22 protein-coding genes are annotated in these 25,872 nt (G+C 71.2%); 5 read left to right on the forward strand and 17 right to left on the reverse strand.

Annotated features, from left to right (window positions below):
• Nucleotides 1-12: 12 nt before the first annotated feature.
• The 4 genes from AB0D59_RS05665 to pdxH form a co-directional block, all read right to left on the reverse strand.
• Nucleotides 13-1,434, reverse strand: coding sequence for a PAS domain-containing protein (locus tag AB0D59_RS05665; protein ID WP_362561177.1), 1,422 nt, complete (start codon nt 1,432-1,434; stop codon nt 13-15).
• Nucleotides 1,435-1,562: 128 nt separating this feature from the next.
• On the reverse strand, nt 1,563-1,997 hold the full coding sequence (locus AB0D59_RS05670) for a GNAT family N-acetyltransferase (RefSeq protein WP_362561180.1): 435 nt from the start codon (nt 1,995-1,997) through the stop codon (nt 1,563-1,565).
• Nucleotides 1,998-2,017: 20 nt separating this feature from the next.
• The gene (locus AB0D59_RS05675; protein WP_362561183.1) at nt 2,018-2,188 is read right to left on the reverse strand and encodes a hypothetical protein; all 171 of its coding nucleotides are present in this window, start codon (nt 2,186-2,188) and stop codon (nt 2,018-2,020) included.
• 345 nt (nt 2,189-2,533) lie between these two features.
• Complete coding sequence (pdxH, locus tag AB0D59_RS05680) at nt 2,534-3,247, reverse strand: pyridoxamine 5'-phosphate oxidase (RefSeq protein ID WP_362561709.1); 714 nt, start codon at nt 3,245-3,247, stop codon at nt 2,534-2,536.
• A 125-nt stretch (nt 3,248-3,372) separates the two neighbouring features.
• Here pdxH and AB0D59_RS05685 point away from each other — a divergent pair, with 125 nt between their 5' ends.
• Nucleotides 3,373-4,473 carry a citrate synthase 2 gene (locus AB0D59_RS05685; RefSeq protein ID WP_362561184.1) on the forward strand — a complete coding sequence of 367 codons (1,101 nt, stop codon included), beginning with the start codon at nt 3,373-3,375 and terminating at the stop codon, nt 4,471-4,473.
• 229 nt (nt 4,474-4,702) lie between these two features.
• Here AB0D59_RS05685 and AB0D59_RS05690 read toward each other — a convergent pair whose 3' ends face one another.
• On the reverse strand, nt 4,703-5,356 hold the full coding sequence (locus AB0D59_RS05690) for a nuclear transport factor 2 family protein (protein WP_362561187.1): 654 nt from the start codon (nt 5,354-5,356) through the stop codon (nt 4,703-4,705).
• A gap of 241 nt (nt 5,357-5,597) precedes the next feature.
• Here AB0D59_RS05690 and AB0D59_RS05695 point away from each other — a divergent pair, with 241 nt between their 5' ends.
• Entirely contained in the window at nt 5,598-6,236 is a 639-nt protein-coding gene (locus AB0D59_RS05695; protein ID WP_362561189.1) for a TetR family transcriptional regulator, read from the forward strand.
• A 43-nt stretch (nt 6,237-6,279) separates the two neighbouring features.
• On the opposite strand, the gene AB0D59_RS05700 is transcribed toward AB0D59_RS05695, so the two are convergent.
• The 8 genes from AB0D59_RS05700 to AB0D59_RS05735 form a co-directional block, all read right to left on the reverse strand.
• Nucleotides 6,280-6,906 carry a TetR/AcrR family transcriptional regulator gene (locus tag AB0D59_RS05700; RefSeq protein WP_362561191.1) on the reverse strand — a complete coding sequence of 209 codons (627 nt, stop codon included), beginning with the start codon at nt 6,904-6,906 and terminating at the stop codon, nt 6,280-6,282.
• Entirely contained in the window at nt 6,894-7,628 is a 735-nt protein-coding gene (locus AB0D59_RS05705) for an enoyl-CoA hydratase family protein (protein WP_362561194.1), read from the reverse strand. The genes AB0D59_RS05700 and AB0D59_RS05705 overlap by 13 nt, the downstream gene beginning before the upstream one ends.
• On the reverse strand, nt 7,625-9,229 hold the full coding sequence (locus AB0D59_RS05710) for a 4-coumarate--CoA ligase family protein (RefSeq protein WP_362561197.1): 1,605 nt from the start codon (nt 9,227-9,229) through the stop codon (nt 7,625-7,627). The genes AB0D59_RS05705 and AB0D59_RS05710 overlap by 4 nt, the downstream gene beginning before the upstream one ends.
• Before the next feature lie 36 nt (nt 9,230-9,265).
• Nucleotides 9,266-10,432 (reverse strand): acyl-CoA dehydrogenase family protein, encoded by a 1,167-nt coding sequence (locus AB0D59_RS05715; RefSeq protein WP_362561200.1) that lies wholly within the window; start codon nt 10,430-10,432, stop codon nt 9,266-9,268.
• An 83-nt stretch (nt 10,433-10,515) separates the two neighbouring features.
• Nucleotides 10,516-12,360: a biotin carboxylase N-terminal domain-containing protein gene (locus AB0D59_RS05720; RefSeq protein WP_362561203.1), complete on the reverse strand. Its 1,845-nt coding sequence runs from the start codon at nt 12,358-12,360 to the stop codon at nt 10,516-10,518.
• Nucleotides 12,361-12,368: 8 nt separating this feature from the next.
• Entirely contained in the window at nt 12,369-13,967 is a 1,599-nt protein-coding gene (locus tag AB0D59_RS05725) for a carboxyl transferase domain-containing protein (protein ID WP_362561206.1), read from the reverse strand.
• Complete coding sequence (locus tag AB0D59_RS05730) at nt 13,964-15,685, reverse strand: acyclic terpene utilization AtuA family protein (protein ID WP_362561208.1); 1,722 nt, start codon at nt 15,683-15,685, stop codon at nt 13,964-13,966. Before AB0D59_RS05730 ends, AB0D59_RS05725 begins: the two co-directional genes overlap by 4 nt.
• Complete coding sequence (locus tag AB0D59_RS05735) at nt 15,682-16,476, reverse strand: TIGR03084 family metal-binding protein (protein WP_362561210.1); 795 nt, start codon at nt 16,474-16,476, stop codon at nt 15,682-15,684. The genes AB0D59_RS05730 and AB0D59_RS05735 overlap by 4 nt, the downstream gene beginning before the upstream one ends.
• 309 nt (nt 16,477-16,785) lie before the next feature.
• Between AB0D59_RS05735 and AB0D59_RS05740 the strand changes: the two genes are divergently transcribed.
• Both AB0D59_RS05740 and AB0D59_RS05745 read left to right on the forward strand, forming a co-directional pair.
• Nucleotides 16,786-17,775, forward strand: a complete 990-nt coding sequence (locus AB0D59_RS05740; protein WP_362561712.1) for a permease — start codon at nt 16,786-16,788, stop codon at nt 17,773-17,775.
• Nucleotides 17,772-18,629, forward strand: coding sequence for a TIGR03943 family protein (locus tag AB0D59_RS05745; RefSeq protein ID WP_362561213.1), 858 nt, complete (start codon nt 17,772-17,774; stop codon nt 18,627-18,629). The genes AB0D59_RS05740 and AB0D59_RS05745 overlap by 4 nt, the downstream gene beginning before the upstream one ends.
• Here the strand turns inward: AB0D59_RS05745 and AB0D59_RS05750 are convergent.
• Nucleotides 18,599-19,621, reverse strand: a complete 1,023-nt coding sequence (locus AB0D59_RS05750) for an EamA family transporter (RefSeq protein ID WP_362561215.1) — start codon at nt 19,619-19,621, stop codon at nt 18,599-18,601. The genes AB0D59_RS05745 and AB0D59_RS05750 overlap by 31 nt on opposite strands.
• A 118-nt stretch (nt 19,622-19,739) precedes the next feature.
• On the reverse strand, nt 19,740-20,135 hold the full coding sequence (locus AB0D59_RS05755; RefSeq protein WP_362561216.1) for a hypothetical protein: 396 nt from the start codon (nt 20,133-20,135) through the stop codon (nt 19,740-19,742).
• Between the two features lie 30 nt (nt 20,136-20,165).
• Between AB0D59_RS05755 and AB0D59_RS05760 the strand changes: the two genes are divergently transcribed.
• Nucleotides 20,166-20,429: a hypothetical protein gene (locus AB0D59_RS05760; RefSeq protein WP_362561218.1), complete on the forward strand. Its 264-nt coding sequence runs from the start codon at nt 20,166-20,168 to the stop codon at nt 20,427-20,429.
• Between the two features lie 154 nt (nt 20,430-20,583).
• On the opposite strand, the gene AB0D59_RS05765 is transcribed toward AB0D59_RS05760, so the two are convergent.
• Both AB0D59_RS05765 and AB0D59_RS05770 read right to left on the reverse strand, forming a co-directional pair.
• A complete protein-coding gene (locus AB0D59_RS05765) occupies nt 20,584-20,883 on the reverse strand; it encodes a hypothetical protein (RefSeq protein ID WP_362561220.1) in 300 nt (99 codons plus the stop codon).
• A gap of 93 nt (nt 20,884-20,976) precedes the next feature.
• Nucleotides 20,977-25,743 carry a ricin-type beta-trefoil lectin domain protein gene (locus AB0D59_RS05770; RefSeq protein ID WP_362561221.1) on the reverse strand — a complete coding sequence of 1,589 codons (4,767 nt, stop codon included), beginning with the start codon at nt 25,741-25,743 and terminating at the stop codon, nt 20,977-20,979.
• Between the last annotated feature and the right edge of the window lie 129 nt (nt 25,744-25,872).

Genomic DNA, 25,872 nt, shown 5'->3' on the forward strand with positions numbered 1-25,872 from the left:
CCGCTTCTCTCCCTACTGCTGCCGCTCCTTCGCCAGCTGGGCCAGATCCAGCGCCGTGGCGATCCGCACCGCCACGTCCTCCGCGTACGTCGCGTCCACCCGCTCGAAACGGCTGCGCGCCGACCCGCGCAGGAACGTCAGCACGCCCAGCGTCCGCCCCCGGCTGCGCAGCACCGCACACAACGCGTGCACCGCGTCCCCCGGCCACTGCCGCTCCAGCGCCCACGCCCGCGCGCGGTCCGCCGGCACGCTCCCGGCATCCGCCCGCACGCTCCCGGCGCGCGCCACGCACTGCAGCGCCGGATGCCCCTCCTCGTAGCGCACCGGCAACCCCGCCGCACCCGTCAGCAGACTCGGCCCCGGCGCCCCGGAGGGCGTGCCCGCGATCCGCACCAGCCGTACCGGACCGACGTCGCCGTCCGCCCGGGCACCGCCCACCACCCGGTCGACCACCGCATGGTCGGCGAACCCGGCCAGCGCGAAGTCCAGATGGACGGTGGCCGCCTCCACCGGATCCTCGCACTCGCAGGCCGCCCGGCCCGCACGATGCAGCTGGTTCGCGCGGAAGCGCAGCATGGCCGCCTCCTGCTCGGCCTGCTTGCCCTCCGTGACGTCCTGGAACAGCCAGCCGACCCCCAGCGGCACCGGCTCCTCCGCGAGCGGCGACGCCAGCCGCACGAACCCGGACCGCCAGCAGCGCCGCTGCTCGCCCTCGGCCGTCCGCACACTCACCCACATATCGGCCGGCGCCGGCGGCGCACCCTCGGCCAGCACATGGGTGAGCGCGCCCTCAAGATCCTCCACGCCCTGCGCCAGCAGCTCCCCGAGCGGGCGCCCCAGCGCCGACGTACGCCCCGTCCCGAGCGCCCGCGCGGCATGCGCGTTGACGACGGCTGGCCGCAGATCCGCGTCCACCAGGACGACACCCCAGGCCGCGTCCTCGAACAGCGCCTCACTCAGTGCGATCGACCGCTCCAGGTCGATCTGCGTGTGCACCTCGCTGAACGCGCAGTACACACCTGCGGGCTTCCCGTCCGGGCCGCGCACGGCCGCCGACTGCGTCCGTACGAGCACCCGCCCGCCGTCCTTGGTGACCAGCGCGAACTCATGCACCTGGCGCCCCGGGGCGTGCATGGCCGACAGCAACCGCCCCTCGACCTCGTCGGCGTCCGCCTCGCGCACCGCCCACCCGGCGAACCCGTGCCGGCCCACCGCCTCGGCCGCCGTCCACCCCAGGATCCGCTCGGCCTCACGGTTCCAATGGGTGACGAAACCGTCCGCGTCGAACGCGCACAGGGCCGCGTCCATGCCGTCGAGGAGCGCGGCGAGCAGATCCGACCCGCCCGAGTCCTCCGGACCATCCCGCTCCGGTTCCGGCTCGGGCTCGTCGGGCCCCAGCTCGTCGGTGGTCCCACTACGCCGGGAAGCACTCACCTGGACCCCCATCAGGCTGCGTCCGCACGCACGGCGCGCCGGTTCCTCGCTGCCCTTCATTCAACTCGAACGTGATGCAGCCCACACTGTGTTCCCGCAAGATTGAAGGAATCGTTGCAAGCCGACGCTCACAACCCGAGCCGAAGATCCACCCACTCATCGTCCCCTCCGTCGAGCACATACCGCTCCACCTCGACGAACCCGCACCGCCCGGCGAACCGCAGCCCGTCCTCGTTGACCGCCAGCACACACGTCTCGACGGCCTCGGCACCCTGCACGCGCGCGTGGGCGAGCCCACGCTCGTACAACGCCTTGCCGAACCCCCGCCCCCGAAACCCCGGCAGCACCCGGGCGATCACCGTCACCACCCCGTCGACCGCGGGCCGCACGGTGGAACACCCCACGAGCACGTCTTCGAGATACGCGTTCTCCAGCCGGTACCCCCGCGCCAGCCGCTCCCGCGCCTCCGTCGCCGACATCGCGGCCGGCGGTACGACGACGTTGTGCACGTACCGCCACCGCTCCAGCGCCCCGTCCCCGTCCCCATCCCCGTCCCCATCCACGGGAACCACCCTCAGACCACTCACGCGCCGTCTCCCGTCGCCCGCCCTGCGCACCCCTTGATCCCGATCTTCATCCGGGGATCCGCCGGCCCGCACAGCATCATCGTCGCGGCCGGCCGCACCACGACACGCGCATACCCGATCTGCTCCTCGGACACAGGCCCACCGAGAATCACCTGCCGGTTTGTCATGTACGAAACGCTAGACGACCCGCCGTTGGAGGCCACGGCCGCAGAGATCTCAAAAAAAGCGGTTGAACCGGCCCCTGAGGCTTCTTAGTGTGTGGGGTACACGAGAAGGGAGGTGGTTCGGCAGATGTATGAGAACCGGACGCGTGAGGTGACTGCGGGCTAGCGCCCGTCACCACACCGAGTGCGGTGCCGGACCAGCACGTGACAGACGCGTGCAGCCGGCCCAATCCCAGGCAGTCACCCGACCCGCGAACTCGCCGGTACGTCCGGCCGGCTTCTCCGTCATCAGGCGGAGGGACCTCGAGTTCGCGGGTCGTCTGCGTCTGCGTGGGAATGCGCGGGGCCTCAGGGGCTGAGGCGTTCCACGTGCCAGGTGCCGTCGGCGGCGGTGACGTAGCGGAGGCGGTCGTGGAGGCGGTTGTGGCGGCCCTGCCAGAACTCGACCGTGCGGGGTTCGACGCGGAAGCCGCCCCAGTGCGGGGGGACCGGGACCTGCTCGCCCTCGGGGTAGCGGGCGCTCAGGTCGGCGTACGCGGCGTCGAGTTCGGTGCGGGAGTGGATGACCGAGGACTGGGCGCTGGCCCAGGCGCCGAGCTGGGAACCGTGCGGGCGGGTGCGGAAGTAGGCGGAGGTCTCGGCGCGGCCGGTGCGGCGGGCGGTGCCGGTGACGATGACCTGGCGGGCCATGGCATGCCAGGGGAAGAGCACCGAGACGTGCGGGTTCGCGGCGAGGTCCTGGGCCTTGCGGGAGTCGTAGTTGGTGTAGAAGACGAAGCCCTGGATGTCGTACTGCTTCATCAGGACCGTGCGTGAGCTGGGGTGGCCCTCGGCGTCGGCGGTGGAGACGATCATCGCGTTGGGTTCGTAGATCATGCCGTCGACGGCCGCCCGCACGGCGTGTTCGAACCAGCGGGTGAACTGGTCCATGGGGTGTGTGGCGAGGTCGTTCTCGTCGAGGCCCTCGGCCTGGTAGTGCTTGCGCATCAGCGCGGGGTTGAGGATGGGGTCGGCGGCGGCGGCGTCGGGGTCGGTCACGCGGTCATCCTGCCGTATGCACATATGGGTCCGGGCCACATGTGGGCGCCTACCTGATGTGGCACTGAGTGCCGTTGGTCTCCCCATCTTTGGCACTCGAGGTTATGGTGCAGGTGCCTCCGCCGTACACCTCATTGAGGAGCCGCCCCATGTCCGACTTCGTGCCTGGGCTCGAAGGAGTCGTCGCGTTCGAGACGGAGATCGCCGAACCGGACAAGGAGGGGGGCGCCCTGCGGTACCGGGGCGTCGACATCGAGGATCTGGTCGGCCACGTCTCGTTCGGGAACGTGTGGGGGTTGCTCGTCGACGGGGCCTTCAATCCGGGACTGCCGGCGGCCGAGCCGTTTCCGATCCCCGTCCATTCGGGTGACATCCGGGTGGACGTACAGTCCGCGCTCGCCATGCTCGCGCCGGTGTGGGGGCTGAAGCCGCTCCTCGACATCGACGCGGAGCAGGCCCGGGAGGACCTGGCGCGGGCCGCGGTCATGGCGCTGTCGTACGTCGCCCAGTCCGCGCGCGGGCAGGGGCTGGCGATGGTGCCGCAGCGGGAGATCGACAAGGCGCACTCGGTCGTCGAGCGGTTCATGATCCGGTGGCGGGGGGAGCCGGATCCCAAGCATGTGGCGGCCGTGGACGCGTACTGGACGTCCGCCGCCGAGCACGGCATGAACGCCTCCACGTTCACAGCCCGCGTGATCGCCTCGACCGGCGCGGATGTCGCCGCCGCCCTGTCGGGTGCGGTGGGGGCCATGTCGGGGCCGCTGCACGGGGGTGCGCCCTCGCGGGTGCTCGGGATGATCGAGGAGATCGAGCGGACCGGGGACGCGGAGGCCTACGTCAAGCAGGCGCTGGACCGCGGTGAGCGGCTGATGGGGTTCGGGCACCGTGTGTACCGGGCCGAGGACCCGCGGGCGCGGGTGCTGCGGCGGACGGCGCGGGAGCTGGGGGCGCCGCGGTTCGAGATCGCGGAGGCGCTGGAGAAGGCAGCGCTGGAGGAACTCCACAACCGTCGGCCGGATCGGGTGCTCGCCACCAATGTGGAGTTCTGGGCCGCGATCATGCTGGACTTCGCGGAGGTGCCGGCGCACATGTTCACGTCGATGTTCACGTGTGCGCGGACGGCGGGGTGGTCGGCGCACATTCTTGAGCAGAAGCGGACGGGGCGGTTGGTGCGGCCGTCGGCGGAGTATGTGGGGCCGGGAGTACGGAAGCCTCAGGACATCGAGGGGTACGGGGATATCGCCCGCTAGTCCGGGGCGGTGGCCCGGAGTCCTTGGCCCAGGTCGTCGGCCTGGGTCGTCGACCCGGGTCATCGGCCTGGGTCATCGGCCCCGGGGCGGGTAGTGAGGCACTTCCGGCCGGTGACCGCGTCTCACCCCCAGGACCCGCACGGCCCGGTTCGCGCCGGCGGGCCGGCAGGCGTGCTCGGCGGGTGATGCGCGGCCGGTAGCGCCGGGCATCACCCGCCAGGTGAGCGGGTCAGTGCTTGTTGACGGCCGAGGCCCAGTCGAAGTCCACGCCCATGTCGGAGTACATCTTCGAGTACCCGACGAAGCAGTTGAACGTCTTGACCTTGCCGTTCTTCAGATACCAGAAGTCGGCCGTCGGCGCGGCGACCTTGTGGCCGTCCCCCTTGACGTAGCCGCCCGTCGGCGCCTGGAGCTGCCCGTCGAACGTGCCCTGGATCGACAGCTCGATGCTGACCGTGTCGCCGTTCACGGTGATGCGCTTGAGGTCACGGTGCACGTCGGAGAACAGGCTCTTCATGTACGGCAGCACGTTGCCGAGCGCCTCGCCCCGGTATGCCACGCCGGGGACCATGTCGTTGAAGACGCCGTCCTTGGTGAAGCTGTTGACGAACGTCGGGACGTCGATGTGGCTGCCTTCCGCCACGTAGTAGTCGCGCAGGACGACCGCGAGGTTGGCCTTCTCGTGCTTGGTCAGGTGGCGGTCGGTGAGCGGCAGCTTCGCCAGCTGGCGTGCGGTCAGGGTCGGGGCGGCCGTGGTGCTGTGGACCGCTGCCCCGTGGTGGGCGGGGATTGCGGCCTGTGACGGCACGGCGGCGATGGAAAGACCACCCAGGACAGCTACCGCGGTCGCGGCGGTGATCGACTTCCGGCTGAGCAGCTTCATGTCGTGTTCCTCCAGGTCAGTACTCAGGATTCGAGATCCGTCGCAACGGTCTCTGTCGCGTCCTTAGTAATTCAAACGCTCGCTTAACCTTATGAACGGCGGTACAGGCTGTCAAGCCACTGTTTGAATTCTGCTGACGCGCCACCTCCAGGCGGCGCTCACGCCCGCATCACGCCCGGTCAGACCTGTTCCGCGAGGGAAGTGTTGACAATGTACTCAAACGCATGCTTGAGTACATTCCATGACACGGGTGGCGAAGACGGACCTACGCCGGGAGGCCGGGCAGCGCACGCGGGACGGCCTGCAGACGGCCGCCCTGGAACTGCTCTCGCAACGAGGCCAGGAGGGCGTGACACTCCGCGAGATCACAGAGCGCGCCGGAGCCAACGTCGCCGCGGTGAGCTACCACTACGGGTCGCTGAAGGCGCTGTGCGACTCCGCGATAGAGCACGCGCTGGAACGGTATCTGGACGAAAAGATCCTGGAACTGGATTCCCTCGCCTCGACTGCGACGCTCCATGAGGTGGCGACAGCGTTCGCCCGTCCGATGGTGCGCGCGCTGGCGGCCGGTGGACAGGACCTGGCCGTGATGCGGACCGTGGCGCGGGTCGGCATCGATCCGCCCCAGGGGTGGGAGCGGCTGAACGGCAAGTTCGACCAGAGCCGCCGGGGGGCCGTCCGGGTACTGGCACCGAACCTTCCCGGAGTGGACGAGCAGGAACTGAACTTCCGTACGCGCTGCGCGGCCGGCCTGCTGAACTGGCTCGCGCTGGCCCCCATCGGTGCCGAGCTGGCCGCCCTGCCCGCCGAGGAGATCGAGCGGCGGCTGGTCCCCGTGGTGGCCGGGGCGTTCCGCGGGGACGCCGCCGTCGACAGCTGACCGGGTCACAGGCCGGTGGAGGCGCCGCCGCCCGGAGGGGCGCTCAGCCCAGGGTCTCGTCCAGCAGGGCCGCCCACTGGGCCACCACCCGGTCCCGTCTCACCTTGTCGTCCGTGAGGAGGTTGGCCAGGCCCAGGCCTCTGGCCATGTCGAGGAGGCCCTGGACGGTTTCGCGGGCGCCGGCGCGGGATTCGTCGACGGACAGGAGGTCCACGGCGATGCGGTGCGTCTCGCGGCCGACGCGGGCTTCCAGTTCGGTGACCTGGGGGCGGAGCTGCTCCTCGTTGGAGGCGGCGACCCACAGGTGGAGGGCGGCGCGGAAGAGGGGGCCGGTGTAGAGGTCGACCAGGGCCGAGACGACGGCCCTGCGGTCGCCCTCCGCGCCCTGCGGGAACAGGGCACGGAGGGCCGTGGAGCGCTCTTCGGCGACGTACTCGACCGCCGCGGTGAAGAGGTCCTCGCGGGTCGGGAAGTGGTGCTGGGCGGCGCCCCGGGAGACGCCGGCGCGTTCGGCGACGACGGCGACGGTGGAGCCCGCCCAGCCGTGTTCGGCGAGGCAGGCCACGGCGGCTTCCAGGAGCCGTTGCCGGGTGGCCCGGCTGCGGTCCTGTTTGGGGGCTCGGTCCTGCTGAGGTCCGCGCGCGTGTTCCGCCGTACTCACACCACCCACGCCGCATCCCGTCGTTCGAGGAAGGCCGTCATCCCCTCGCGGGCCTGGTCGGAGGAGAACAGCCGGGCCGAGAGGGCGGTCAGGTCGGCCGCGTCCCGGTCGAATGTTTCCAGCACCCTAGCTGTGAGCAGCTGTTTCGTCTCGGTCAGGGCCTGGGGGGCGGAGCGGCGGAGGCCGTCGAGGATGGGTTCGAGGGCGGTGTCGACGTCGTCGGCGGTGGTGGTGAGGAGGCCGAGGCGTACGGCTTCGGGGGCTTCGAAGCGTTCGCCGGTGAGGTAGTAGCGGGCCAGGGCGCGGGGGTCGGTGCGCGGGAGGAGGGTCAGGGAGATGACGGCGGGGGCGACGCCGATGCGTACCTCGGTGAAGGCGAAGGTGGCCTCGGTGGCGGCGGCCGCGATGTCGCAGGCGGCGAGGAGGCCGAGGCCGCCGGCGCGGACGTGGCCGGTGACGCGGGCGACGACCGGTTTGGGCAGTTCGACGATCTGCCGCAGGAGGCCGACGAGGGCGTCGGGGTGGGGCGGGTCGCGCAGGTCCGCGCCGGCGCAGAAGGTCGTACCGGTGTGGGTGAGGACGACCGCGCGGACGTCGGGGTCCTTGGCGCAGTCGGTGAGTGCCTCGGCGAGTTCGGTGACGAGGGCGGCGGACAGGGCGTTGCGGGTGGGGGCGGAGTCGAGGCTGAGGGTGGCGACGGCACGCGCGCGTGTCTGTCCGATCAACGTCATGGCCGCTCCCCGGGTTCCGCGTCTGCTGTGGTCCGGCCGAGTGCGCGCAGTTCGCGGCGGAGTATCTTCCCGGAGGCCGCGCGGGGCACGCCGGCGATGAAGGTGACCTTGCGGACGCGTTTGTAGGGTGCGACGCGTTCGGCGACGTAGAGCATGGTCTCGTTCTCGGTGAGGTCGGCGGCGGTGGGCTGGCGGACGACGAAGGCGTGCGGGATCTCGTTGCCGTCCTCGTTGTAGGCGCCGACGACGGCGGCGTCGGCGATGCCGGGGTGGGTGAGCAGGAGTGCCTCCAGTTCGGCCGGGGCGACCTGGAAGCCCTTGTACTTGATGAGTTCCTTGACCCGGTCGACGACGAACAGCCAGCCGTCGGCGTCGACGTGGCCGACGTCCCCGGTGTGCAGCCAGCCGTCGGTGTCGATCATCGCGGCGGTGGCGTCGGGTTGGCCTAGGTACCCCTTCATGACCTGGGGGCCGCGGATGAGGATCTCGCCGGGTTCGCCGGCGTCGAGGTCCTTGTGCGGGTCGTCGAGGGAGACGATCCTCATCTCGGTGCCGGCGATGAGTTTGCCGACGGTGCCGGGCGGCGCCTGGTGCATGGCGGCGAGCGGGACGATGTGGGTGCCGGGCGACAGTTCGGTCATGCCGTAGGCCTGTGCGACGGGCGGCAGGCCGAGGCGCTCGGAACAGGCGGCGGCGAGGCGGGCGTCCAGGGGTGCGGCGGCGCTCATGACGTACTTCAGGGAGGACAGGTCGTACTGGTCGACCAGTGGGTGCTTGGCGAGGGCGAGGACGATGGGCGGGGCGACGTACAGGCCGGTGATGCGGTGGTTCTGGATCGCCGAGAGGAAGGTCTGCAGGTCGAAGCGGGGCAGTACGACCACGGTGGCGCCCATCCGCAGGGGCGCGTTCATGAGCGCGGTGAGGCCGTAGATGTGGAAGAGGGGGAGTACGGCGAGGATGCGGTCGCCCGGGCCGGTGGGGACGGCGGGTTCCAGCTGGGCGAGGTTGGTGGCGATCTGCCGGTGGGTGAGCATCACGCCCTTGGGAGTGCCGGTGGTGCCGGAGGAGTACGGCAGTGCGGCGACGTCCTCGGCGGGGTCGATGTCGACCTGTGGTTCGGGGGCGTCGCCGGCCAGCATGTCGATCAGCGAGCGGTGTCCGGGAGCGCTGTCGCAGACGAATATCTCCGCTATGCCGCCGGCGAGTTCGGCGGCCCGGCGGGCGGCCTCCAGCAGCGGTGAGACGGTGACGATCCAGCGGGCCGCGGAGTCCTTGAGCTGTTTGGCGAACTCCTCGGGTGTGGCGAGGGGGTGCACGGTGGTGACGGAGGCACCCGCGCGCGTGGCCGCGTAGAACGCCGTCGGGAAGGCGACCGTGTTCGGGCTGTGCAGGGCGAGTACGTCGCCTTTGCGGACGCCCGCGTCGGCGAGTGCGGCCGCGATCCTGCGGTGGAACCGGTCCAGTTGTTCGTAGGTGAGGGTGGTGCCGTCGGCGCCGTCGATCAGGGCGGGCGTGTCACCGAACGCGGCGGCCCGGCCCAGCACCGCCTCGTGGATGGGAAGTTCTACGGGTGGAACGTCTGCGTACTCGCTGCGGAACACGGTTCCTCCAAGCGGCTGCCAGTGCCAGCGCGTGGCCTAGTACGACTTGGGAAGGCCAAGCGTCTGGTGGGAGACGTAGTTGAGAATCATCTCCCTGCTCACCGGAGCAATACGAGCCACACGCGCGGCCGTTATCAATGAGGCGAGCCCGAATTCCCGGGTGAGGCCGTTGCCGCCGAGGGTGTGCACGGCCTGGTCGACGGCGCGCACGCATGCCTCGCCCGCCGCGTACTTGGCCATGTTGGCGGCCTCGCCTGCGCCGATGTCGTCCCCGGCGTCGTAGAGATGTGCCGCCTTCTGCATCATCAGGCGCGCCAGTTCGAGTTCGATGTGCGCCTGGGCCAGGGGGTGGGCGATGGCCTGGTGGGCGCCGATGGGGGTCTTCCAGACGGTGCGGTCGCGCGCGTACTCGATGGCTTTGGACAGCGCGTAGCGTCCCATGCCGATCGCGAAGGCGGCCGTCATGATCCGCTCCGGGTTGAGTCCGGCGAAGAGTTGCAGCAGGCCGGCGTCCTCGTCGCCGACGAGTGCGTCGGCGGGCAGCCGTACGTCGTCGAGGACCAGCTCGAACTGCTTCTCGGCGGCGTTGAGTTCCATGTCGATGGGGCGCTTGTGGAAGCCCTCGGCGTCGGTCGGGACGATGAACAGGCAGGGCTTGAGGCGTCCGGTGCGGGCGTCTTCGGTGCGGCCGACGATCAGGACCGCGTCGGCCATGTCGACGCCGGAGATGAAGACCTTGCGGCCGGTGAGCAGCCAGTCGCCGGTGTCGGGGTCGCGGCGGGCGGTGGTGGTGATGCGGTGGGAGTTGGAGCCGGCGTCGGGTTCGGTGATGCCGAAGGCCATCAGGCGTGAGCCGTCGGAGAGCGCGGGCAGCCAGGACCGCTTCTGTTCCTCGGTGCCGAAGCGGGCGATCACTGTGCCGCAGATCGCGGGTGAGACCACGAGCATGAGGAGCGGCGAGCCCGCGGCGCCCAGTTCCTCCAGGATGATGGAGAGTTCGGCGATGCCGCCGCCTCCGCCGCCGTACTCCTCCGGGAGGTTGACGCCGAGGTAGCCGAGTTTTCCGGCCTCCTGCCAGAGTTCGGTGGGGGCGCGCCCCTCTGCGATGGTTCGGGTGATGTAGTCGCGGCCGTACTTCTTGCCGAGGGTGGCCACCGCCTCGCGGAGCGCCTTGTGCTCGTCGGATTCGATTTGGGGGGTCACAGGTGGCTCCTTCGCGTGCGGGTTGTCTGTGGTTGCTCGCGCTCACGCGGCGGTAGCCGCATATCGAATGCAGCCCCGCGCCCCTAGAGGGGCGCTTGCACCACCGCCAGGAGAGAGCCGGGCTCCACCTGTTGGCCGACCACGACCCGCAGTTCGCTCAGCGTGCCGGTGACCGGGGCTGTGATCCGGTGCTGCATCTTCATCGCTTCCAGCCAGAGCAGTGGCTGCCCGGCCTGCACGGTGGTGCCCTCCGTCAGCCCCTCCGCCACCCGGACGACCGTCCCCGGCATCGGCGTCAGAAGCGAACCGGGCGCCAGCTGGGCCTTGGGGTCGGGGAAACGGGGTAGCGCGGTGAGCCTCGTGTTGTTGACGTGGACCTGGTCGCCGTACGTCGACACCTCGAACCGTCGGCGTACGCCGTCGATGTCGAGTACGACCAGGCGCGCGCCCGCGTGCACGACTCGTACGCCCGCTGCCGTGAGGCCCTCGCGGGCGTGCTGGTAGTGGACCTCGTGCTCCTCGTCCGCCATCAGGTAGCGCTTGGTCTGCGGCTGGGAGGAGACGTTGCGCCAGCCGCCGAAGCGGGAGCGGCCGTGGGCGTCGGCCAGGGCGGCCGCGAGGGGGGCGTGCGGGTCGGCGGCGGGCGCCGTGAGGACGGTGAGGTGGCGGTCGTAGAAGCCGGTGTCCATGCGGGCCGCGGTGAACTCCTCGTGGCGCAGGGAGCGGACGAGGAGGTCACGGTTGGTGGTGGGGCCGTGCAGGGTGGTGTTGTCGAGCGCGTGCGCCAGCTTGCGCAGCGCTTCCGCGCGCGTGGGGGCGTGCGCGACCGCTTTCGCGAGCATCGCGTCGTAGTGGACGCCGATCTCGTCGCCGTCGGTGTAGCCGGTGTCCAGGCGGACGCTGCCGGGGACGGTGAGGCGGTGCAGGGTGCCGGTCTGCGGGGCCCAGTCGCGGGCGGGGTCCTCGGCATAGAGGCGGGCCTCGATCGCGTGGCCGTGCGCGCGCGGGGCTTCGAGCGGCAGGGGGTGGCCCTCGGCGACGCGGATCTGTTCGGCGACCAGGTCGATGCCGAAGACGGCCTCGGTGACGGGGTGTTCCACCTGGAGGCGGGTGTTCATCTCCAGGAAGTGCGCTTTTCCGTCGGCGACGAGGAACTCGACGGTGCCCGCGCCGACGTAGGAGACGGCGCGCGCGGCGCGCACGGCAAGCGCGTACAGCTCCTTCGTGAGCCCCTCGGGGAGCCCGGGTGCCGGCGCTTCCTCGATCACCTTCTGATGCCGGCGCTGGAGTGAGCAGTCACGGGTGCCCAGCGGCCACACCGTGCCGTGCGCGTCGGCGAGGACCTGCACCTCCACATGGCGGCCGCGTTCGATGTAGGGCTCGACGAAGACCTCGCCGTCACCGAAGGCGCTCGCGGCCTCGGCGCGCGCGCCGTCCAGCGCGGCGGTCAGCTCCTCGAGGCGGCGCACGATGCGCATCCCGCGCCCTCCGCCGCCCGCGGCCGCCTTCACCAGCACCGGCAGGTCGGACTCGGTGACCTCGCCGAGCGGCGCGATCCCCATCAGCTCCTTGGCGCGCGTCTTGGACGCCATCGCCTCGATCGCCTCCGGAGGCGGCCCGATCCAGACCAGGCCGGCGTCGAGGACGGCGCGGGCGAAGTCGGCGTTCTCGGAGAGGAAGCCGTACCCGGGGTGCACGGCGTCCGCGCCGGCGCTCACGGCGGCCTTCACCACCAGGTCGCCGCGCAGGTAGGTGTCCGCGGGCGTGGCGCCCGGCAGTCGTATCGCGCTGTCGGCCACGCGCGTGTGGAGCGCGTTCTCGTCGGCGTCCGAGTGCACGGCGACGGTCTTGATGCCGAGTTCGGCACAGGTGCGGAAGATCCGGCAGGCGATCTCGCCCCGGTTGGCGACCAGCAGAGTCGAAATCATGTGATCCCTCACATCCGGAAGACGCCGAAGCCGCCCCGCGCGCCCTCGTAGGGGGCGGTGTGGATGGCGGACAGGCACAGGCCGAGGACGGTGCGGGTGTCGCGCGGGTCGATGACGCCGTCGTCGTACAGCCGCCCGGACAGGAACATCGGCAGCGACTCGGACTCGATCTGCTGCTCGACCATGGCGCGCAGGGCGGCGTCGCCGTCCTCGTCGTACGGCTGTCCCTTCGCGACGGCCGACTGGCGGGCGACGATCGAGAGCACGCCGGCGAGCTGCTGCGGGCCCATGACGGCGGACTTGGCGCTGGGCCAGGCGAACAGGAAACGGGGGTCGTAGGCGCGCCCGCACATGCCGTAGTGGCCGGCGCCGTAGGAGGCGCCCATGAGGACGGAGAGGTGCGGTACGCGGCTGTTGCTGACCGCGTTGATCATCATCGCGCCGTGCTTGATGATGCCGCCCTGCTCGTACTCCTTGCCGACCATGTAGCCGGTGGTGTTGTGCAGGAAGAGGAGCGGGATGTCGCGCTGGTTGGCGAGCTGGATGAACTGGGCCGCCTTCTGCGACTCCGCGGAGAACAGGACGCCCTGGGCGTTCGCGAGCACCCCCACGGGATAGCCGTGCAGGGTGGCCCAGCCCGTGGTCAGGCTGGTCCCGTACAGCGGCTTGAACTCGTCGAAGTCGGAGGCGTCGACGAGCCGGGCGATCACCTCGCGCGGGTCGAAGGGGATCTTGAGGTCGCCGGGGACGATGCCCAGGAGTTCGTCGGCTGCGTACTTGGGGGGCGCGGCCGGGCCCGGATCCTGGTGCGCCTTGCGGTGGTTGAGGCGGGCGACCACGCGGCGTGCCTGGCGCAGGGCGTCCGGTTCGTCGACGGCGAAGTAGTCGGCGAGACCCGACACGCGCGCGTGCATCTCCGCGCCGCCGAGCGACTCGTCGTCGCTCTCCTCGCCGGTGGCCATCTTCACCAGGGGCGGTCCGCCGAGGAAGACCTTCGCGCGCTCCTTGACCATGATCACGTGGTCGGACATGCCGGGGATGTAGGCGCCGCCGGCGGTGGAGTTGCCGAAGACGACGGCGACGGTCGGGATTCCGGCGGCCGAGAGCCGGGTCAGGTCGCGGAAGATGGCCCCGCCCGGGATGAAGATCTCCTTCTGCGAGGGCAGGTCGGCGCCGCCGGACTCGACCAGGCTGATGCAGGGCAGCCGGTTGGCGAGGGCGATGTCGTTGGCGCGCAGGGCCTTCTTCAGCGACCAGGGGTTGCTGGCGCCGCCGCGCACGGTGGGGTCGTTGGCGGTGATCAGGCACTCCACGCCTTCGACGACGCCGATCCCGGTGACGAGCGAGGCGCCGACGGCGTAGTCGCTGCCCCAGGCCGCCAGCGGCGACAGCTCCAGGAAGGGGGTGTCGGGGTCGAGGAGGAGTTCGATGCGCTCGCGGGCGAGGAGTTTGCCGCGCCCCCGGTGGCGTGCGACGTACTTCTCGCCGCCGCCCGCGAGGGCCTTGGCGTGCTCGGCCTCCAGGTCGGTGAGCTTGGCGAGCATGGTGTCGCGGTTCGCCCGGTAGCCGGGGTCGCGGGTGTCGAGCGTGGTCTCGATGACCGTCACAGCAGGGCCTCCGGGATGTCCAGGTGCCGGGAGCGAAGCCATTCGCCGAGGGCCTTGGCCTGGGGGTCGAAACGGTGTTGGGCGGCCACACCCCGGCCGAGGATGCCTTCGACGGTGAAGTTGACGGCGCGGAGGTTGGGCAGGAGGTGCCGGGTGACGGTCAACTCGCGGCTCTCGGGTATGAGGTGCCGGAAGGCGTCGACGGTCAGGGTGTGCGCGAGCCAGCGCCAGGCCTCGTCCGAGCGCACCCAGACGCCGACGTTGGCGTTCCCGCCCTTGTCGCCGCTGCGGGCCCCGGCCACCAGCCCGAGGGGGGCCCGCCGGGTGGGACCGGCCGGAAGCGGCTCGGGCAGCGGCGGCTCGGGCAGGTCCTGGAGTACGAGGGTGTCCTGGGCCGGGGGCACAGGGATCCGTCGCCCGTCGTGGAGGACGGCCCTATGGGGCACCTCGCCCTGGGGGACGTACACATCCTCGAAGACCCCATAGGGCGCGCCCTTCCCAGGTGGTGCGAGCACATGGAAGCCGGGGTAGCTGGCGAGCGCCAGTTCCACGGCGGCTCCGCTCAGCGCCCGCCCGACGGCCTCCTGGTCCCGGTCCCGTACGACGAGCCGGAGCAGCGCGCTGGCCGTCTCCTCGGTGGCCGCGTCGGCCCGGTCGGTGCGCACCAGCTCCCACCGCACCTCCTGCGGAGGCGACTTGGCGAGGGCGTCGGCCATCTGCTCGCGTACCAGTGCCGCCTTGGCCTCGATGTCGAGGCCGGTGAGGACGAAGACGACCTCGTTACGGAAGCCGCCGAGCCGGTTGCGGCCGACCTTGAGGGTCGGGGGCGGAGCCTCGCCCCGCACGCCCTCGATCCGTACCCGGTCCGGGCCGTCCTGGCTCAGCCGTACGGTGTCGAGGCGGGCGGTGACGTCGGGGCCCGCGTAGCGGGCGCCGCCGGTCTCGTACAGGAGCTGGGCGGTCACCGTGCCGACGTCGACGAAGCCGCCGGTGCCGGGGTGCTTGGTGATGACGCAGCCGCCGTCCTCGTGGAGTTCGGCGAGCGGGAAGCCGGGGCGGCGGACGTCGCGGCCGGCCCCCGCCTCGGCTCCGGCTCCGGCTCCGGCCTCGGCCTCGGCCTCGGCGAAGAAGGCGTAGTTGCCGCCGGTGGCCTGGGTCCCGCACTCCAGGACGTGCCCGGCGACGACGGCGCCCGCGAGCCGGTCGTACTCCCCCGGCTGCCAGCCGAAGTGGGCGGCGGCGGGTCCGGTGACGAGGGCGGCGTCGGTGACCCGGCCGGTGACCACGATGTCGGCGCCGGACCGCAGGCACTCGGCGATCCCGAAGCCGCCGAGGTAGGCGTGCGCGGCGAGGCTGCCGGGGTGGGCGGCGGTGAGGTCGTCGCCGTCCACATGTGCGACGCGCACAGGGATGCCGAGCCGGTCGGCCAACGTCCGTACCGCGTCGGCGAGTCCGGCCGGGTTGAGGCCGCCGGCGTTGGTGACGATCCGTACGCCGCGTTCGTGGGCGAGGCCCAGGCAGTCCTCCAGTTGGCGGAGGAAGGTGCGGGCGTATCCCGCGCCGGGGTCCTTCAGCCGGTCGCGGCCCAGGATGAGCATGGTCAGCTCGGCGAGGTAGTCGCCGGTGAGGACGTCGAGTTCGCCGCCGGTGAGCATCTCGCGCAGGGCGTCGAAACGGTCGCCGTAGAAGCCGGAGGCGTTGCCTATGCGCAGGGTCACGCGGCACCGCCCTTCGGGGCGCGGCCGGTGCCGGGCGGGCCCGCGAAGGCCTGGGCGATGTCGAGCCAGCGGTCGGCGCCGGGGCCGACGGCCCGCACGGCGAGGTCGGTGCGGTGGGCGCGCTGGGTGACCAGGAGACAGAAGTCGAGGGCCGGGCCGGTGACGCGGTCGTCGGCGTCCTCGGGGCCGTATGTCCACAGGTCGCCGGACGGGGCGGTCAGTTCGACGCGGAACTCCTCGAAGGGCACGGGCTGTCCGTGCACGCCGAAGGCGAAGTCGCGGGTGCGGACGCCGAGTCGGGCGATGTGCCGGAGCCGGTCGGTGGGGGTGCGGGTCACGCCCAGCGCGTCGGCGATGTCCAGGCCGTGTGCCCAGGTCTCCATCAGCCGGGCGGTGGCCATGGAGGCGACCGACATAGGGGGGCCGTACCAGGGGAACCGTGCCCGTACGGGCGCCGCGCGCAGCGCCTGGTCCAGGGCCTCGCGTCCGGCCCGCCAGTCCGCCAGCAACCGGGCGGGGGGCTTGGCGGCGCCTTCCTCCGCCCCGTTGTCCACGAAGTCCCCGGGCTGGGCCAGCGCCTTCTCGACCTCGCGGGAGAAGGCGTCCTGATCGGTCACGGCCAGCAGCGAGGAGTGGTCGGTCCAGGCGAGGTGGGCGATCTGGTGGGCGACGGTCCAGCGGGGCGCGGGGGTGGCGAGAGCCCACTGCTCGGCTCCCGACTCGGCTACCAGCCGGTCGAGTTCCGCACTCTCCTCACGCAGGTCGTCGATGACGGGCGTCGGATCGGACATGGGGGGAGCATGGCAGCGACCCCGGAAACAATCAAGCACGCTTGCATGAATTTGAGCCGTGGCCGGGTGCACAGGACCGTTGACGCTTCGGGCCGGCGCTCCTTGGCGACATCTGGAGTCACCCTGGGGCAATCCTTGGCACAAGCCGTCGCGGCGGGGGGACCGGCATGCCCTATGTTCGATGCGAACATCCGGCGATGGAGTGATGTGTGAGGCGTGCTGGGCGTGCGGAGGACAGATGAACTCGCTGTAGGGGCGCGGACGACCGCCGTCGTGACACCCCCGGCAGGCGGGACAGGCGGCTACCCGGTGGACACGGGCATCGAGGACCCGCCCCCGCGCGAACCTCCCCGCTTCTGGCCCCTCCTCCTCGTGGCCGCCGCCGTCCTGCCCGGTACCGCCCTCTTCCTCGTGGGTCAGGGCGTCAGCAAGGCCGCGCTGCAGGCCTGGCAGACGGTGTGTCTCGCCGTGATCGTGCAGGCGACGCCGTTCCTGCTGCTCGGTACGGCGCTGTCGGGGGCGATCAACGCGTTCGTGCCGGAGCGGGTGTTCACCCGGCTGCTGCCGAAGCGGCCCGCGCTGGCCGTGCCGGTCGCCGGGCTGGCCGGGGTGGTGCTGCCGGGCTGCGAGTGTGCGTCGGTGCCGGTGGCGAACAGCCTGATCGGGCGCGGGGTCACCCCGGCCGCCGCGTTCGCGTTCCTGCTCTCCGCGCCCGCCATCAACCCGGTGGTGCTGACCGCCACCGCCATCGCCTTCCCCGGCACCCCCCTCATGGTGCTGGCCCGGCTGCTCGCCTCGCTGGTGACCGCCGCCGTGATGGGCTGGCTGTGGCTCTGGCTTGGCCGCGAGGAGTGGCTGCGGCCCGCCGTACGGCACACCGGGCACCAGCCGGGGCACAACCGCTGGACGGAGTTCCGGCGCGGCTTCCAGCACGACTTCCTCCAGGCCGGCGGTTTCCTGGTGGTCGGCGCGATGGCCGCGGCCACCTTCAACGTCGCCGTACCGCGCTCGGTCCTCGACGCCTTCTCCGGTTCGCCCTGGCTGTCGGTGCTGTTCCTGGCCGCGCTGGCGATCATCCTCGCGGTGTGTTCGGAGGCGGACGCGTTCGTGGCGTCGTCGCTCACGGGCTTCTCGCCCACTGCCCGGCTGGCGTTCATGGTGGTCGGGCCCATGGTCGACCTCAAGCTGATCGCGTTGCAGACGGGCACGTTCGGCCGGGCCTTCGCGGCCCGCTTCTCGGCCGCCACGACGGTCGTCGCGATCCTGTGCAGTGTGCTGGTCGGAGGGGTGCTGCTGTGAGACGTCCGCTTCAGGTGACCCTGCTGGTCCTCAGCGGCCTCGGCCTGCTGCACGCCTCCCTCTTCACCGACGTGTGCCTGCGCTACGTCAAGCCCGGGATGCGCCCGCTGCTGATCGTGTCCGGGTTCGTGCTGCTGGTGCTGGGCATCGCGGAGGCGGCGACGCGGGAGGGACAGGAGGCACGCACCGGACGGAAGGGGCACGGCAGGCATGGTGACCACGCACATGGCGCCCACGCACATGTCGCCGGCCCACACGACGAGCCGGAACAGCATCACGGTCACGAACCACACCCCGGTGACAACGACGGCCACGGCGCCACCCACCACGGTCACGACCACTCGACCGTCCCCCGGGTCGCCTGGCTGCTCCTGCTCCCGGCTCTGAGCCTGCTCTTCTACGCCCCGCCGGCACTCGGCGCGTACACCGCGTCCCGGCAGCCCGCCAAGGTCGTGGCGGAGCAGGACGACTTCGACGCGCTGCCCAGGACCTCACCGCTGCCCATCACCCTCACCGACTTCACCACCCGCGTGCAGCAGGACCGCTCGCTGGCCATCAAGGGGCGGACCGTGGAGATGAGCGGGCTGGTCACGCCCGTTCCGGGGGGCGGGAGCTGGGACCTGACCCGGATCATCATCTCCTGCTGCGCGGCCGACGCGCAGTCCGTGAAGGTGCGGATCTACAGCGACAGCATCCCGCCCGCCAACACCTGGGTGTCCGTCACCGGGAACTGGCATCCCGGCGGAAAGCTGGGCACGAAGTCCGCGCCGGTCGCGCTGGACGCCCAGACCGTGAAGAAGATCCAGCGGCCCTCGAACGGCTATCAGGACGCGCTGCCGTTCCCCTCCGGCTGAGCGCCGACGACCGGCTCCGGCTGGGCCACGACCACCGGGTCCGGCTGCACACCAACCGCCGCCTGCCGGCCGCGTCCCACCTGGGAGCGGACCGCGCCGATGCTCGCCGCGATGACGAGGGCGACGGCGGCCGCCTGGGTGGCCGACAGGGCCTGGCCGAGGACGAGGAAGCCGGCGGTGGCGGCGATGGCAGGTTCCAGGCTCATGAGGACGGCGAAGGTGTGGGCCGGAAGGCGGCGCAGGGCGAGGAGTTCGAGGGTGTAGGGCAGGACCGAGGAGAGGACCGCGACCGACGAGCCCAGGGCGACGGTGGTCGGGTCCAGGAGCCTGCTGCCGGCTCCGGCGATGCCCAGCGGGAGGAACAACAGAGCGGCGACCGCCATGGCCAGGGCCAGACCGTCGGCCTGCGGGAAACGGCGGCCGGTGCGGGCGCTGAAGATGATGTAGGTGGCCCACATGGCACCGGCGCCCAGGGCCAGGCCGACACCCACGGGGTCGAGGCCGCTGAAGTCTCCGCCGCCGAGCAGGAACACACCGCCCAGCGCGAGTCCCGCCCAGAGGGCGTTGATCAGGCGCCGGGAGGCCAGTACGGACAGGGCGAGCGGTCCGAGCACTTCGAGGGTGACGGCGAGGCCCAGCGGGATGCGGTCGACGGCCTCGTAGAAGAGGCCGTTCATCGCGCCCATGGTGATACCGAAGACAATCACCGTGCCCCAGTCGCTGCGGGAGTGGCCGCGCAGCCGTGGCCGGCAGACGACGAGCAGGATCACCGCGGCCGCGAGCAGCCGCAGGGTCACCACGCCGAGCGCACCCGCCCTGGGCATTAGGGTCACCGCCAGGGCACCGCCGAACTGCACGGAGATCCCGCCGGCCAGGACCAGCCCGACGGGCCCGAGCGAGCCGAGCCGGCCCGGAGCGCCGGTGGCGGCAGGTGCGGCCACCGAAGCGACCGTGGGCGTCGACGTCGGCTGTGAGGTGCTGGGGGTGATCACGGGCGGTCCATGGGATTCGTCGTTCATTACGATGCACTAACCAGTCCAGGGTAGTGGACTCAGGCAGGCGCGTGAACCCTTTATGGAGCTGTCCTGGATGGTGAGATGTCGACTGCGCCTATGTCACGGCCGGGACAACGTGGAGATAGCCTTCCTCGACCAGGTCCGGGTAGCCGAACCGTTCGCCGACCGCGAGGAACGCCTGGTGCTCACGCGGGCCGATGGGCAGCGCCGAGGACTTCAGCACCCGCAGAAAGAGCCGGAAACCCAGGTCCGCGTCGACCTTCTCGACCACCTCGGCCAGAGCGGGCACCAAGCCGGGGAGCTTGGGAGGCCAGACGCGGTTCTGCGTCGCGGCCGCCAGCCGGGCCGCCACGCCGTCGATGACTTCCAGCACCGCCGCGCGCAGACCTAGATCAGACGCCGACGCCGACGGAGGCGGGACGAAACCCGGGTCCGTCAGCCGTTCGGCGTCCAGCCAGGCCGCCTCGATCCCGGCCAGCCAGTCCCGCATGCTCTCCTAGTCCCATCGGGGATCGAAGGCATGGTCCGCGCCGCCGACCCACACCGTGCGCAGCACCGCGTCGTCGAGGGCGACTCCAGCAGGCGTCGTACGTCCCGGCCGAGCAGGGTGTGGCGCAGCGCGGGAACGTCGGTCACCGAACGCGCGGCGATCAGGTGCAGGGCGCTCTTGCTGCTGCTTGAAGCGAGCGGTACCGCCGTCCTCCCAGTGACCACGACGGCCAGCCCGCCCATCGGTCCCCTGTCGGCCTTCACCGTCTTCACCCTGCGCCACTGGCCCTCGTAACCGATCACGTCACCAAGAACGACCACAGCCGCGCGCTTCGTCGGAACGCCTAATCGGTCTCGACGCGCCGGACTTGATCCAAAGGGGTGTCCCAGGTGGTGACCTCCTCGCTGTCCGAGTCCCAGGCCCGGGCCGAGACCCGGCGCGGCGGCCCTTAGGAATGGTCTGGGGCCGCGAGCCACGGCGAGAGGAGGGTGGAGAACTCTTCGTCGGAGATGTTCCCTGCTCCCCAGCCGAACCGGTGCCATGCCTGAGCGCGCTGCAGGACAGTCACCGGGATGTGGAAGGCGAGGCGGAAGCAGGCGATGAAGGCTATCGCGCCGAACCCCGCACCCAGTCTCTCCCGGGCCAGCAACGCCAGCTCCACCGAATCTTGGCCTGCACTTTGTGCTGCCTTCAGCTCTTCCGCCACCTTTTCGATATTTTCCATTTTGTTCTGTCTTTCATCGTCCATCGTGAATGATCCTTCGGAGGGAGGTGGGCCCACCGGTACGTGTGGGCCCACCGTAGTACGCGCCGCAGTCATGGGACTTCGCGAGCCTGGCTGCTAGCGGAATAGCGCCGCAACATTGGTGTAGGCGCCGGGCATTCCGCGCAGCTCGGTGATTTCAACGGTCGAATATCCCGCCCTGGAGGCCATCTTCCCGGTGAACGTGGCCAGTGCCGCCTCCTCCACTGTGGCGCCGCCCCGTACGGCCGCGTTGAAGGAGTCCAGGTTGTCAATGAGGGTGCCGCCGTCCTGCCAGTACCCCTTGACTCCCTTGACCGCGTCGCCGAAGTGGGCGAGTGCGGCGTTGAACATCTCCCCGCCCCTGGGCGTGTCCGAGCCCGCCTCGATCGCGAGCGTCATGATTCCATCGCTGTCGAGGCTTGCGACGATGCCGCGCCCACTCGCGTAGACGTCGATGTAGTCGCTGCAGCCGACGTTGTGGACGAGTACCGGAGTCTCGTCGGCCAGCACGTAGAAGGTGTGCAGATTGGCAACGCTCAGGTCCCAGACGTTCTGACGTTTGGTCACCGGGCGAACGCTGGACACGTCCACCGCGCCGGACGAGGTGCGCAGAGAGTCGCTCACCCGAAGTACGGAGGCCTTGACCCAGCCCCGGTCCGGCACGAACACACGGTGGCCAGGTGTGGTCCGGATCTGTCCGCCGTCAGCGAGTGTGATCTCGAGGAGCTTGTCCGCCGCATGCTCGTACGTCGCAGTGACCGGTGCCGAGCGCGTGATGTCCGTGGCCGGGTCGGCGGCTAGGACCGCGTCGCCGACGCCGATCTCGTCGATGGGCTTCGTTGTGCCGTCTGCCAGCAGTACGGGCGTTCCGGCAGGGAAACTGTCCTTCAGGCAGAGCGCCTTCAGCTGCTGGAACGCCCTGCTGACAACACCCGTGACGGCGTCCTCGGACAGGCCGAGCGCCCGTAGTCCCTGCCACGCCTCGACGAAACCGATGCCGGTCCTGGCGGAGGCGTCCACCGCGCGGATCGCGTCCGCGATGGGGCGCAGGATCTTGCCGGCGAAGAGGCTCGCCACGTCTACGGCGGCCCAGGCGCAGCCGCCCAGACTTCCGCTCGCGCCGCCGGGGGTTACCTTCTGGGCGCATCGGATCCAGCTGCCGAAGAGAATGTCGATCGGGTCGACGTCCTCTTGGAACTCGGCGATCGTGATGGTGTGGCTGACCTCGGTGAACTGTTCATCGGTCGAGTACTCGCCGAGGTAGACCGTCGCGTCGGAAGGACACGTGTACTGCGAAGCGGTCGCGGCGTCGGAGGTGCACAGGTAGAGATCGAGGACGGCCTTGTACCCGATCTTTGCCTTGATGGTGCAGTCGCCGTCGTAGAAGAGCTGGTCGAACCAGCCCTCACAGCCGTCGGTCTCCGACAGGATCTGCGGTTCGCCGACCTTGTCGTAGTGATCGACGACGTAGAACATGCCGCCGATCAACGAACCGGTCTCGTCGGGAACGGTGCCCGTATCGATCTGCTGGGCGTTCGCCGCCTTTTCGGCCTCGTCCGCCGCCTGCTGGGCGGATTCGGCGTACTTCTGGGCGTTCTTGGCGGCTTCTTCGGCGGCGGTGGCCTGGGCCTCGGCGTCCTTGGCGGCGGCCCGGGCGTCCGCGGCTGCCTGTTCCGCCTGGCTGGCGGCAGTGCGGGCGGCTTCGGCATCGAGGGCGGCGGCGTCGGCGGAGTCGCGGGCCTGCGTGGCGTAGCCGTCGGCGCGGCCGGCGGCGTCGTCGGCGGCCTGGGCGTCGGCGGTGGCTTGGTTGTCGTAGGCGATGGTGCGGGCGACGGACTGGGAGGCCTGGGAGGCGTATCCGGCGGCTTCGGCGGAGTAGTCCAGGGCCTCCTTGGCGGAGGCGCGGGCGTCGGCGGCGTATCCGGCGGCTTCGGCGGCCAGGGTGTAGGCGGCCTTGGCGTCGCCGGTGGCCGCGTTGGCGGTGCTCGCTGCCTGGGCGGCGGCCTCCTGGGCGTTCTGGGCGTGGGCCTCGGCGACGGCCTGCTGCTGCTCGGCGATCGTCTTGGCCGACTGCCCGGTCAGTACGGCGAGGCCGGCGGCGGAATCGGTGGTGACGTAGGGGGCGCCGAGCTGGACGGCGTCGTTGGCGGGAGCGGCCACCTGGAGGGCGGCGTTGCCGGCGTCGACGGCGGCCTGGGCGGCGGCGTAGGCGTGGCCGGAAGCGACGTTGGCGCCGGCGATCGCGGTCTGGGCGGCCGTGCTGGCCGCGTCGGCCTGTGACTTGGCGTCGGCGGCGTGGGCCTCCGCCTCGTCGGCGAGTTTCACCGCGGCGCTCGCGGCGGTGGCGGCCGTCTTGGACGCGGCGATGGCATCGGCGGCGGCGCTGGTCGCGGTGGCGACGGCGGCGTCCGCGTCCTCCTTGGCGGCCTTTGCGGCGTCGGCGTCGGAGTGGGCCCGCTTGGCCGCGGACTCCGCACGGGTGGCGGCCGCGTCGGCGTCGGCCGCGGCCTGGGTGGCCGCGTCCGCCTCCGAGCGGGCCGAGGCGGCGGCGCTCTCCGCGTCGTCGGCGGCGGCGTCCGCGGTGTCGGCGGCGTCCCGGGCCGCCTGGGCGTCGTCCTCGCTTTCCTCGGCGTCGGCGTATGCGTCCTTGGCGTCGGCCTTGGCGCGCGAAGCGTCCGCTTTCTGCTTGGCGTCCCAGGCGTCGTCGCGCAGGTCCTTGGCCTTGTCGGAGGCGGTCTCGGCGGCCTGCCGCTTCTCGGTGGCGGTGGCGTCGGCCGCCTCCGCCCTGTCCTTGGCGTCCTCCGCCTGGCTCGCGTAGTCCTGGGCGTTGGTCTTGTGTTCGGCTGCCTCGGCCTGCTTCTGGGCGGCGGTCTCCTTCTCCGCCTTCGCGGTGGCCTCCTCGGCCTCCGCGTCCAGCCGACGGGCGTGCGCGGTGGCCGCGGCGGCCTTCGCGTCCGCCTCCGCCTGTACGGCCACGGCCAGCTTGGCCTTGGCGGTGTCCCGGGCGGCCTTGGCGTTGCCGGCCTGGACGGCGGCGGCGTCGGCGGCGGCCTTCGCCTGCTCCTTCGCCGCCTCAGCGGCCGCGTTACGGAACGCCGCCGTCGAGGCCGCGGCCTGGGTCACGGCGCGGGCGGCGATGGTCGCGCTGTCCGCCGCGGACGCCTTGGTCGCCGAGAGCGCGGTCTGGGCGGCGGCCTGCATCGCGTTGATCGCGGCCGCCGACGCCTTGGTCACCTGTGCCTTCTGCAGACCGACCAGCAGACCCCGGCCCCGGGACTCGCCCGCCTGGTCGGCGATCGCGTAGGCGGCGTTGAGAGAGGTGTCGGTGCTGGTGACGGCGGAGGTGGCGGCCTGTGCTTGCTTCTGGATCAGCGTCAGCTGGGTCTGCGCGGCGGACTGGGCGGTGGCGATGCCCTTGGATGCCTGGAGGAACTGGGCCGAGGTCGGGTAGCCGAGGTCGTCGGTGCCGTTGTGCCCGACAGGGACGATGTCCAGCTTCTGGAAGGCACCGCCGGAGCAGGCCGCCAGAGTGGCGTCCTGGCTGTTGGCGTAGGACGGCAGGTTCAGGCACTTGCCGTTGGCGAGGTTCATCAGCGGCGTGGTGGCGTGCGGGTTGTACTTCCACCGGTTGGCACTGGTGCTGCTGACGGTGCAGGAGCCCTGCACCAGCGCCGTGCCGTCCGCGCTCGCGGAGGCCTTCGGCACCAGGCACTTGCCGGAGTTGACGTTGACCAGCGTGTTGCCGGAGATCTGCCACTGCTGGCCGGCGCCGCCGTTGCAGGTGTAGATCTGCACGATGGCGGCGTTGGCGGTCGAGTTCCCGCCGACCTCCAGGCACTTGTCGGAGGACCCGTGGACGTGGATGGCCATCGGGCTGTCACCGATCCAGCCGGCGCCCCCCGCGGACCAGTAGTCCTGCCAGCGGGCCAGGTGGTCGGCGATCCAGGACTGGCCGAGCATCTCACCGAGCGCCTGCGCGGTCGTGGTGAGCGCCTTGGTGGCCGCGGTGTTGGCGTCGAGGATCTGGTTGCGCTGGACGGCCTGGGCGGCCAGTTCCTGCTGCCACTCCGCCGACGCGGTGGCGACCTCCTGCCCCAGGACCTTGTTCGGGTCGACCGGATTGCGCCAGGCACAGGCCGAGAACCGGGCCTTCAGGTCCTCAACAGCGATCCGGAAGTCCAGGCTGCCCGGTTCGGCAGCGGTACGCGGGAAACCACCGGAGGACAGGAACATCCGGGCGTCGTCCGCGCCCGTCGGCTGCGTGGACCAGTTCACCAGCCTGTCGAACGCCTGGTGCTCGGCATACGCCTGCTGCCACTCCTGCGTGGGCAGCGACGGGTCAACGCTCCCGTACAGGGGTGTCCCCAGATCCTTCACCGCCTGGACGGTGGCGTCGTCGGCCTGCGCGGTGGGGTCCTTGTAGAGGTCGCCCTCGGACTTCCACCACTGCTCGCCGAGCCACTTCCCGTAGCCCACCTGGTTGAAGAAGTCGTCGGTGGTGTCGGGGACCCCCGGCGGCCAGTAGAACTCGGCGTCGGTGGCGAAGTTGCCGGGGAAGGACAGGCCGCTGAGCGGTGCCTGCCAGGCCGCGAGCCGGGTGGGCAGCACATCGCTCGCCCCGTCGATGGCGTCCCGGTCCTGCTGGAACGCGGTCGACAGCGGCGTGCCGTCCCAGTAGTCCCGGTCGGCGGCGGTGTGCAGTTGATCGGCGTTCTGGTTCAGCGCGTTCTGCGCCAGCGGCACCGTGGAGGTGCCGCCGATCCGCAGCGCGTCGGCCATCAGGCACTGGTCCTGGCGCAGTTGCTCGGCCGCCGCGGCGTCGAAGCCGTCGTAGCTGTCCGCCACCTCCGACAGGGCGGACACCTTCGGTGCGGGGCTGCCGCCCAGCAGTCCCCCGAGAACCGCGGTGATGACGACCAGCGGAACGAGAGAGCTGTTGACGCGGCGGCGGCGCGCGCGCCGGCTACCGGGTGAGGCGCCCGAAGTCGGCTC

It is taken from the genome of Streptomyces sp. NPDC048417, from assembly GCF_040651615.1.
In the GTDB taxonomy this organism is placed as follows: Bacteria; Actinomycetota; Actinomycetes; order Streptomycetales; family Streptomycetaceae; genus Streptomyces.

Coding starts and splice junctions, on each gene's coding strand:
- AB0D59_RS05705 (WP_362561194.1), bottom strand. CDS start 7,628: ATGACGTTGATCGGACAGACACGCGCGCGTGCCGTCGCCACCCTCAGC.
- AB0D59_RS05675 (WP_362561183.1), bottom strand. CDS start 2,188: ATGACAAACCGGCAGGTGATTCTCGGTGGGCCTGTGTCCGAGGAGCAG.
- AB0D59_RS05720 (WP_362561203.1), bottom strand. CDS start 12,360: ATGATTTCGACTCTGCTGGTCGCCAACCGGGGCGAGATCGCCTGCCGG.
- AB0D59_RS05735 (WP_362561210.1), bottom strand. CDS start 16,476: ATGTCCGATCCGACGCCCGTCATCGACGACCTGCGTGAGGAGAGTGCG.
- AB0D59_RS05695 (WP_362561189.1), top strand. CDS start 5,598: ATGACACGGGTGGCGAAGACGGACCTACGCCGGGAGGCCGGGCAGCGC.
- AB0D59_RS05765 (WP_362561220.1), bottom strand. CDS start 20,883: ATGGACGATGAAAGACAGAACAAAATGGAAAATATCGAAAAGGTGGCG.
- AB0D59_RS05685 (WP_362561184.1), top strand. CDS start 3,373: ATGTCCGACTTCGTGCCTGGGCTCGAAGGAGTCGTCGCGTTCGAGACG.
- pdxH (WP_362561709.1), bottom strand. CDS start 3,247: ATGTGCATACGGCAGGATGACCGCGTGACCGACCCCGACGCCGCCGCC.
- AB0D59_RS05760 (WP_362561218.1), top strand. CDS start 20,166: ATGGTCCGCGCCGCCGACCCACACCGTGCGCAGCACCGCGTCGTCGAG.
- AB0D59_RS05755 (WP_362561216.1), bottom strand. CDS start 20,135: ATGCGGGACTGGCTGGCCGGGATCGAGGCGGCCTGGCTGGACGCCGAA.
- AB0D59_RS05690 (WP_362561187.1), bottom strand. CDS start 5,356: ATGAAGCTGCTCAGCCGGAAGTCGATCACCGCCGCGACCGCGGTAGCT.